We start from the raw sequence: 8,024 nt of genomic DNA on the forward strand, positions 1-8,024 counted from the left end.
AACGTCCTGCCATGACAATACCTCCAAGTCTGAGGGAGGAAAGGCTAGCAAGACATCATTTTTCAGACAAAGCGTAGTCAATTGTATGAAATAACAGGTCGCTGGATAATTGCGTGCGTTGAGCAGGTTCAGGTGACGCTGTTATGCGACAACTTTATTATTATCGAAACATTTTGAAACAAATATGGCGATTATACTTGATTCATATCAATTCAACTGATGGCGATGAGGTTCACAGTAGGTGTCAGCGCTAGGACGGCGTTTGACAGGGACGAACGCTGCAGGATGCAGCGACACAGGGATGCACGGCAGGATGCCGTGGTGAATTGGCAAGGACGAGCAACGTTTGGGGAGTCGGCCAACCGACTCCCTTTCTTTGTTGCGCTTTGCGTTGAATCGGATCTATGTTCCTCGGGTCCGTGACCGTTGGCAGTGAGCAAAGAATGATGGATTGGATTTCCCAGAACAGCTCCGCCATCACGGCGCTGACCAGTCTATGCACGCTGCTGGTATGGCTCTTCTATGCCCAGTTGCTGTACCTCAACTTCAAGCGGCAACGCCAGCCCAAGATCATCATCAATCGTGGCTTCGGCCGTACGCTGCAGGCGCGTTGCGTCATCAGCAACATGAGCCCCGAGCCGATTTTCATCGAACATATCATCGCGATCCTTCACACCGATCAGGGTGCGATTTCCCGGGATCTGATCGATTTCGAGGAGTCGACGGCCAAGGAGGGCGAAGTCTCTCGGCTGGTCGAGACCACGCGGCAAGGGCCGATGCTCTCCGGCAGTTACAACCACATTGGTTCCTTCCGCGACATCATCGATCGTGTTCTGCGTTTCCATGGCCTTCCTTCCGAGGATTTCCGGACGACCGATGGCCGTACGCTGCAGGCGATAGAGCTGCGTGTCATCGCCGTCTACGGCAGTGAGGATTCACCCGTCGGGGCTTCCCGAACGTTCGCGCTGACGATGAGCTCGGAAGGGGAAGTTCTGGTGCCGACCCGTCTCGATACTCGCCGGTACGCGTCGAGACCGAAACGGCGCGTGGTTCGCCGGTGGATGCGAGAGCAAAACGGCTAAGCTTTGTCTTCATCAGCGGCGTATTCAGGGGGCGTGTTCAGGCGCGGTCGTGGCGGCTCGCGGCCTGTCTTTGCGCCTCCAGCCGTTGGACCAGCTCGCCCGCGGCAAGGTCGGTCGCTCGGCTCGCGCCGGTGCCGGCCCATTGCGCCCCGAAGCCGCTTTCGCCTCTGGCCTTGGCGGCGGCATTCAGTGCCTTGCCGAGATCGTAGGCGCAAGGGTAGGGGGCAATGTCGCCCAGCGCAGCGTCTTCGGCCCAGGCGGTAAAGCGATTGACGAGACAGCGCGCCGGACGGCCGGAAATGGCGCTGGTCATCACGGTATCGGCGCGGGATGCCAGCCGAGCCCGGTAGGCCTCGTCGGCGGCGCTTTCCGGGCAACCGATGAACGCCGTGCCCAGTTGGGCCGCTGTCGCGCCCCAGGTCAGCGCCTGCTGAATGTCGGCGCCATCCATCAGCCCGCCGGCGGCGATGACCGGCAGCGCAATCTCGCGAACGAGCTCGCGGGTCAGCGCCTGGGTCGATCGCTGTTCATCCGGCGCCGAGGGATCGAACACCCCACGATGGCCGCCCGCCGCCCAGCCCTGGGCGACGACGGCATCGAGCCCGCTAGCCGCGATCTGGCGCGCCTCCGCAAGCGATGTCGCGGTGGCGATCAGCCGGCATCCTGCCTGACGCAGCGCTTCGATCTGCGCCGGCCTGGGCAGGCCGAAATGGAAGCTGACCACGGCAGGGCGGGTTGCCAGCAGCACCTCGAGCATCGCGTCGCTGGTTCGAAAGGACGTATAGATATCCTTCAGCGTTTCCGGTGCTGTGGCGTCGAAGCTGTCGAACAGCGGGCGGGCCCGTTCGATCCAGCGTCGTTCCCGCGTGCTGTCACGCACTGCAGGTGCATGGCAGAAGAGGTTGACGTTGAACGGCCGAGAGGTGAGCGCCTGCGTTTCCAGAATGACCCGGTGCGCTGCCTCTGGTGTCGAGGCGCCGAGCCCGAGGCCGCCCAATCCTCCCGCATTGGAAACCGCCGCCGCCATGGCCGGCGTCGCAACGCCTGCCATGGGAGCCTGAAGAATCGGAATCTCCAGGCCGAGGTCGTCGAGCAATCCGGTAGTCATAGGCGTTACCTCCGTCGTTGTGGTGACCGGGTCCGTAGCCGTTCAGGCCTTCAGCGGCTGCAAGGGGCCGAAGCACTCGTAACGCCGGTCATCGGCTGCCACGCCTTTCGCTTCCAGCATCTGATCGACCTTCTGCATCATGGGCAGCGGGCCGCAGAAGTAGTAGGTCGCGTTCCAGCCGCCGACCCAGCGTTCCAGATCGTCCGCTTCCAGCTCGCCGCCTTTCACCCGACCGTCGCTGAGATCCGCTTCCCGAGGCTCGCTGAAGCAGGTGTGCAGCTCGAAGTTCGGGTAATCCTTGACCAGCGCTTCCAGCTCGCTCGTGAAGGCGCGCAGCCCGCCGTGGCGTGCGGCCTGAACGAAGGTCACCGGCCGCGAGGCGGAGGCATCCAGCGCCGCATGGGCCATGGAGATCAGCGGCGTGATACCGACCCCACCGGCAATGAAGACCAGCGGCTTGTCTGCCGGCGCCGGCAGCTCGAGCGTGAACGCGCCGCAGGGCGGGGAAAGCTCGATACGGTCGCCCTTGGCCAGCCCGTCGTGAATGCGGTTCGAGACATCGCCGTTCGGCGCGTCGTCACCCCCCAGCTCGCGCTTGACGCTGATTCGATAGGCGGACGCTCCCGGCGCGTTGGAAAGGCTATAGTTGCGCATGGCGGTATTGCCGTTGGCGTCCTGCAGGCGGATCGAGACATACTGCCCCGGCAGGTGGGCGGGCGGCGTGCTGCCGTCTTCTGGCGCGAGATACAGGGAGACGATGTTGTCGCTCTCGACCTGGCGTCGCACGACAGTGAACGGCTTGAAGCCCGCCCAGCCCTGCTGTTCGCGCTGCTGGGCGTAGATGGCCTGTTCGCGATCGATGAAGACCTGTGCCAGTTCGCCGTAGGCGGCGGCCCAGGCATCGAGAATGTCATCGGTGGCCGCATCGCCCAGCACTTCCTTGATCGAAGCCAGCAGGTTCTCGCCGACGATCGGGTAGTGCTCCGGCTGGATCGTCAACGAAGTGTGCTTCTGGGCGATCACTTCGATGGCGCTAGCCAGCGCCGAAGGGTCTTCGATGTGCTGGGCGTAGGCCAGAATGGCGCCGGCCAGGGCGCGCTGCTGGCCGCCGGAGCGCTGGTGCGCGGGATTGAAGTAGCGCTTGACCTCCGGGTTATGCTCGAACATTCGGGCATAGAAGTGGCGGGTCAGTGCTTCGCCATGCTGCTGGAGTACCGGAACGGTCTGCTTGATGACATCGATCTGGGCGGGAGTGGGCATGCTGCCTCCTTCTTAATGAAGTATTTAGGATACCTCTTTAAATAGGAGTATCATTTACCAAATTATGACTGTCAAGCGCTGATGAAACTGACGACACACACCGATTACGCCCTGAGACTGCTGATCTATCTGGCGGCGAGAAACGATGCGATGCCGGCCACGGTTCAGTCGGCCGCGACGCATTACGGCATCTCCGCGAACCATCTGGCCAAGGTCGCCCAGACGCTGGTACAGCTGGGCTATGTGGTCAGCCTGCGCGGCCGGGGAGGCGGTCTGCGGCTTCAACGGCCCGCCGAGGAGATCAACATCGGCGCGCTGGTGAGACAGACCGAGAACCTGGAGTTGCTGGAGTGCTTCGGGCCGAACTCCACCTGCCCGATCGAGCCGGGCTGCCGATTGAAGGGCGTGCTATGGAAAGCCCAGCAGGCGCTTCTGGCCGTGCTGGACGGCTACGTGCTGGCCGATCTCGTCGAGAATCGCCAGGAGCTGCGCGTGCTGCTGGGCAGCCCCGACTGAGCCGTGCGTCTGTGATACAAGCGCGCGCGGCCATTTACCGATTGACATCCACCACCAGCCGGCCGCGAACGTGGCCGGAGAGCAGGTCGCTTGCTGCGGCGATCGCCTCCGTGAGGCCGATTTCGCTGGTGGCCTGCTCGAGCCGGTCCAGATCGAGCTCCGTCGCCAGGCGGGACCACGCCACGGCTCTTTCCGCGTGGGGCCGGTAGACGCTGTTGATGCCCAGCAACGACACGCCTCGCAGAATGAACGGCGCGACGGTGGCCGGGAAATCCATGCCCTGGGCCAGCCCGCAGGCCGCGACCAGCCCGTCGACCTGGGTCTGTGCGCAGGCGTTGGCGAGGGTATGGCTGCCGACCGAATCGATGACACCGGCCCAGCGCGCCTTGTCGAGCGGGCGGCCCGGCTTGTCCAGCTCGGCACGCGGCAGGATCTCGGCGGCACCCAGACGTTCCAGATAGTCCCGCTCCTCGACGCGCCCCGTCGAGGCGATGACGCGATAGCCCCGGCGCGCCAGCAGCATGACGGCGAAACTCCCCACGCCGCCGCTGGCGCCGGTGACCAGCACGTCGCCGCTTTCCGGCGTGAGCCCGTGCCGCTCCAGCGCGATGAGGCTGAGCATGGCGGTATAGCCCGCGGTGCCGATCGCCATGGTCTGGCGCAGGTCGAGCCCGTCGGGCAGGGCGGTCAGCCACTCCGAGCGCATCCGTGCCATCTGCGCCAGCCCGCCCCAGTGCGTTTCACCGATACCCCAGCCGTTGATCAGCACGCGGTCGCCCGGTTGCCAGTCCGGGTTGTCGCTCTGTTCCACCGTGCCGGCCAGATCGATGCCGGGCACCATCGGAAATTGCCGAATCACCGCCCCTTTGCCGGTGATCGCCAGGGCGTCCTTGTAGTTGAGCGTGCTCCATTCCACCCGGACGAGCACATCGCCCGGCGGGAGATCATCCGTTTCCCGTCGAGACAGCACCGCCTCGGATGAATTGTCTTCCTGCTGGCTGACCAGGATGGCGTTGAACATGATTCTCTCCTCGAATGAAATCGGGCATCAGGGGACGGGCGAACGGTGAACGGCGAACGGTGACGAAGGGGCGATTACCGCCGATCCAGCGCCGGGGCGCACAGGATGATGAAGCACGCCAGGATCCCCAATAGGCAAAAAGCATAGTGCAGGGTAATGAAGTGGGCGGTGAAGCCGATCGCCGGCGGGCCGAACAGCATCGCGCCGTAACCCAGCGTGGCAACGCTGGCGATCGCCACGCCCGGCGGCGTCTGCGGGTCGTTGGCGGCGCGGGTGATCGCCAGCGGCATGATCAGCGCGTAGCCCACGCCGAGCAGCACGAACCCCGCCAACGCCGTGTACAGATTGGCAAACAGCACGGCCAGCAACACGCCGGCCAGCGCCGAGGCACCGGCAAGGCGCGCCGCCTGCGTCGGCCCGAGGATCGATATCACGCGGTCGCCGATGAGTCGCATGATCACCATCGCCATCGAGAAGACGGTATAGCCGAGCGCGGCCTGGGCCTCGCTGGCGGCAGTGACGGAGACCAGGAAGAGCGCGCTCCAGTCCGCCATGGCGCCTTCACCGATCGACGCGCACATGGCGATGATCCCCACCCACAGCAGCGGCCCCTTTGGCAGCGGGAACAGGCTGCCGCCGGGCGCGCGGGGGCGGGTTTCGGACTGCCAGCCGATATGGGCGAACCGGCTGGTGACGGCGTAGAGCAGGACGGCAAAGCCCGTGAAATGGACGATCAGGCTCAGGTCGAGCTTGACCGCCAGGTAACCGGCGGCGGCACCGAGACCTGCGCCCAGACTCCACATCGCATGAAGCGACGACATCACCCGCCGGCCGATGTAGCGCTCGGCCTCGCCGGCCCAGCTGTTCATGGCGACATCCATGGAACCGTGGGCGCCACCGAACAGAAAGAGCGCCGGGGCCAGCAGCCACAGGTTGGGCGCCAGGGCGATCAGGATCAGCGCCAGCGCGTAGAAGACCGCGATGGTAAGTGTCGTGCGCGCGGCGCCGAACGCATCCGACGCGCGCCCGGCCAGCGGGAAGGAGACGATGGCGCCCAGCGCCAGCAGCAACAGCAGCAGCCCCAACTGGCCGCCATCGATGGCGTTCTGCTGGACGACGCTGGGAATTCGCGAGGCCCAGGCGCCGAAGAGCCCGCCGTTCAGCACGAAGGCGGCCGCCACGGCGAGCCAGGTTTTACGGACGCTAGGCATGAACGAACTCCACTTGCTGGTCATTCGACGCGGTTCAGGGAGACATCATTGTAGCGTCCGAACGGAAGCCGCCGCTCGGCCCATCGAATCAAAAAAAGCCGAACCAAAAAAGCCGAACCAAAAAAAGCCGCTCGGGGAGAGCGGCACACAGGGACAGACCACGAGAACAACTCGAACCGGATGAAGGCGGGCGCATAGAGCAGAAAGCGGCGGAGGACGACATCGAACCTGACGTTCATCGTGACCGCGGCTGCGGCTGCAACTCGTCTCTCGACCGATCGGACATCAGGCCGCTTTCGGGGACAAAAGACCTCCCTCATGCGTCATCTGGATCATCATGCCCAGCGAAAGACTCAAGGCATGCAACCGATAGTGCCGGGAATGAAACCCGCTGAGATAATCCCGGGTGCCAATGAACTCGTCGCATGCGATGCAGGTGATCTCGTCCCAGTCCTGATCTTTGTCACTGGAAAGCGCCTCGGAACAACCGCATCGCGGGCAGGAAATGTCGTGTTTCATGGATAGCCTTCCTTGGCTTGTTACCAACCGATCATCCTGATCGGCCTATGTGGGGGCATATACCGTAGGGTAAGGCGGCTGAAACCTCACCCCGCGCCGGCGATCCTTGCCGACAGAACGATAATGGCACGCCACAAAAAATTGTACAAGAAAGTTTTGGTGTACAGGGTAAAATCAAGACCGCGCCAGGGTCATGAAGCGCCGCAACGAGTGAGAAAGGCTTGGCTGGGAGAGGGCGATGAGGGTGAACTTGTACAGCTCGCTCGGGGGTATAGCCGAACAGAATGCCGAAACACATCGACTCACAGCTTTGGGAATTGCGTTCATGTTGATGGCCCGCAGACTATGGGCCGCAAGCCGCCAAGCAAGCTCGCCGTTGGGCATTAGGTGGTTCAGAATAACTGCTCGCCGGATTTTCATCAGTGGCGAGCCGTTGCTGCCAAGGTGTCGACACATGCCAATTCAAGTAAGAGAAGCCCGTAAGGCTGATATCGATGAGATCTTCGCCATTCGCACCAGCGTGGCGGAGAACCACCTTTCACTCGAGCAGCTCGGCGAAATGGGCATCACACCGGAGACCATTGCCGCCATGCTCGCTCAGGGCCCTTGTCTTTGGGTTGCGGAGATTGATCGAGTACCCGTGGGCTTTTCGATGGTTCGCGACGAGACCGGGTGCGTATTTGGGCTATTCGTCCGTGCCGACCATGAAGGGCGAGGTGTGGGCCGCCTACTTCTCGAGAAAGCCGAACGCCACCTATTCGCCAAATTCGACGAGATCTGGCTGGAGACCGAGATCGGCAGTCGAGCCTATGCGTTTTACGAGCGTGCCGGTTGGCTTCCCGTTGAGAAGCGGGATCGCGGCTTGATGAAGTTCGTCAAAGCCCGATCCTCGGCGGGTGGTCTGTGAGAGGCAGCATTCGGCCAGAAGCGGACGTTGAGACTTTTCTGATGTTTAACGCCCGTATTTGCGGCTGGTTTTGAGCGCAACGAAAAACCAGACAAACAATATCTGCTAGTTACAGCTTAAAGAATAATACCTTCAAACCCTGCAATTAGCGTCGAGAAATCTCTTGCGTATTGTTTATTTAAAATCTTGCAATCCTGATGATGGCTGTAATTCACAGCATTTACACCACCTATTTTGGAGTATTTGTCGTTGCTATACTCTTCATCTTTCAGAGTAGAGGTTAATATTACCTGGCTACCTATCCTCTTGTATATTTCAAGCATGGCGGTCTCAAGTTCCAAGCGCAACGCTATTGAAGGGTGCTCGGTCCAGCGACTGATTTCTTGAGCACCTCGGCGTA

Annotated in this window: 9 protein-coding genes; 3 read left to right on the forward strand and 6 right to left on the reverse strand. The window is 62.2% G+C overall.

Annotated features, from left to right (window positions below; genetic code table 11):
• Positions 1 to 443: 443 nt before the first annotated feature.
• Positions 444 to 1,082: a hypothetical protein gene (locus tag BC443_RS13090; protein WP_083387395.1), complete on the forward strand. Its 639-nt coding sequence runs from the start codon at positions 444 to 446 to the stop codon at positions 1,080 to 1,082.
• Between the two features lie 37 nt (positions 1,083 to 1,119).
• Here the strand turns inward: BC443_RS13090 and BC443_RS13095 are convergent, their stop codons facing one another.
• Positions 1,120 to 2,190, reverse strand: coding sequence for a nitronate monooxygenase (locus BC443_RS13095; protein ID WP_071232290.1), 1,071 nt, complete (start codon positions 2,188 to 2,190; stop codon positions 1,120 to 1,122).
• A gap of 42 nt (positions 2,191 to 2,232) precedes the next feature.
• Complete coding sequence (hmpA, locus tag BC443_RS13100) at positions 2,233 to 3,450, reverse strand: NO-inducible flavohemoprotein (RefSeq protein WP_071232291.1); 1,218 nt, start codon at positions 3,448 to 3,450, stop codon at positions 2,233 to 2,235.
• 81 nt (positions 3,451 to 3,531) lie between these two features.
• Between hmpA and BC443_RS13105 the strand changes: the two genes are divergently transcribed.
• Entirely contained in the window at positions 3,532 to 3,966 is a 435-nt protein-coding gene (locus BC443_RS13105) for an Rrf2 family transcriptional regulator (RefSeq protein WP_071232292.1), read from the forward strand.
• A gap of 34 nt (positions 3,967 to 4,000) precedes the next feature.
• On the opposite strand, the gene BC443_RS13110 is transcribed toward BC443_RS13105, so the two are convergent.
• From BC443_RS13110 to BC443_RS13120, 3 genes are all read right to left on the reverse strand, one after another.
• Positions 4,001 to 4,987, reverse strand: a complete 987-nt coding sequence (locus BC443_RS13110; protein WP_071232293.1) for an MDR family oxidoreductase — start codon at positions 4,985 to 4,987, stop codon at positions 4,001 to 4,003.
• A gap of 74 nt (positions 4,988 to 5,061) precedes the next feature.
• Positions 5,062 to 6,198 (reverse strand): MFS transporter, encoded by a 1,137-nt coding sequence (locus tag BC443_RS13115; RefSeq protein ID WP_071232296.1) that lies wholly within the window; start codon positions 6,196 to 6,198, stop codon positions 5,062 to 5,064.
• A gap of 285 nt (positions 6,199 to 6,483) precedes the next feature.
• Positions 6,484 to 6,717 carry a hypothetical protein gene (locus BC443_RS13120; RefSeq protein WP_071232294.1) on the reverse strand — a complete coding sequence of 78 codons (234 nt, stop codon included), beginning with the start codon at positions 6,715 to 6,717 and terminating at the stop codon, positions 6,484 to 6,486.
• Positions 6,718 to 7,171: 454 nt separating this feature from the next.
• Here BC443_RS13120 and BC443_RS13125 point away from each other — a divergent pair, with 454 nt between their 5' ends.
• Positions 7,172 to 7,624: a GNAT family N-acetyltransferase gene (locus tag BC443_RS13125; protein WP_071232297.1), complete on the forward strand. Its 453-nt coding sequence runs from the start codon at positions 7,172 to 7,174 to the stop codon at positions 7,622 to 7,624.
• Between the two features lie 116 nt (positions 7,625 to 7,740).
• On the opposite strand, the gene BC443_RS18830 is transcribed toward BC443_RS13125, so the two are convergent.
• Positions 7,741 to 8,024: hypothetical protein (locus BC443_RS18830; RefSeq protein WP_210766289.1), on the reverse strand; the 284-nt coding region annotated here is incomplete at its 5' end.

Source organism: Salinicola sp. MIT1003, assembly GCF_001858555.1.
Lineage (GTDB): Bacteria > Pseudomonadota > Gammaproteobacteria > Pseudomonadales > Halomonadaceae > Salinicola > Salinicola salarius.

Coding starts and splice junctions, on each gene's coding strand:
- BC443_RS13115 (WP_071232296.1), bottom strand. CDS start 6,198: ATGCCTAGCGTCCGTAAAACCTGGCTCGCCGTGGCGGCCGCCTTCGTG.
- BC443_RS13110 (WP_071232293.1), bottom strand. CDS start 4,987: ATGTTCAACGCCATCCTGGTCAGCCAGCAGGAAGACAATTCATCCGAG.
- BC443_RS13125 (WP_071232297.1), top strand. CDS start 7,172: ATGCCAATTCAAGTAAGAGAAGCCCGTAAGGCTGATATCGATGAGATC.
- hmpA (WP_071232291.1), bottom strand. CDS start 3,450: ATGCCCACTCCCGCCCAGATCGATGTCATCAAGCAGACCGTTCCGGTA.
- BC443_RS13120 (WP_071232294.1), bottom strand. CDS start 6,717: ATGAAACACGACATTTCCTGCCCGCGATGCGGTTGTTCCGAGGCGCTT.
- BC443_RS13105 (WP_071232292.1), top strand. CDS start 3,532: ATGAAACTGACGACACACACCGATTACGCCCTGAGACTGCTGATCTAT.
- BC443_RS13095 (WP_071232290.1), bottom strand. CDS start 2,190: ATGACTACCGGATTGCTCGACGACCTCGGCCTGGAGATTCCGATTCTT.
- BC443_RS13090 (WP_083387395.1), top strand. CDS start 444: ATGATGGATTGGATTTCCCAGAACAGCTCCGCCATCACGGCGCTGACC.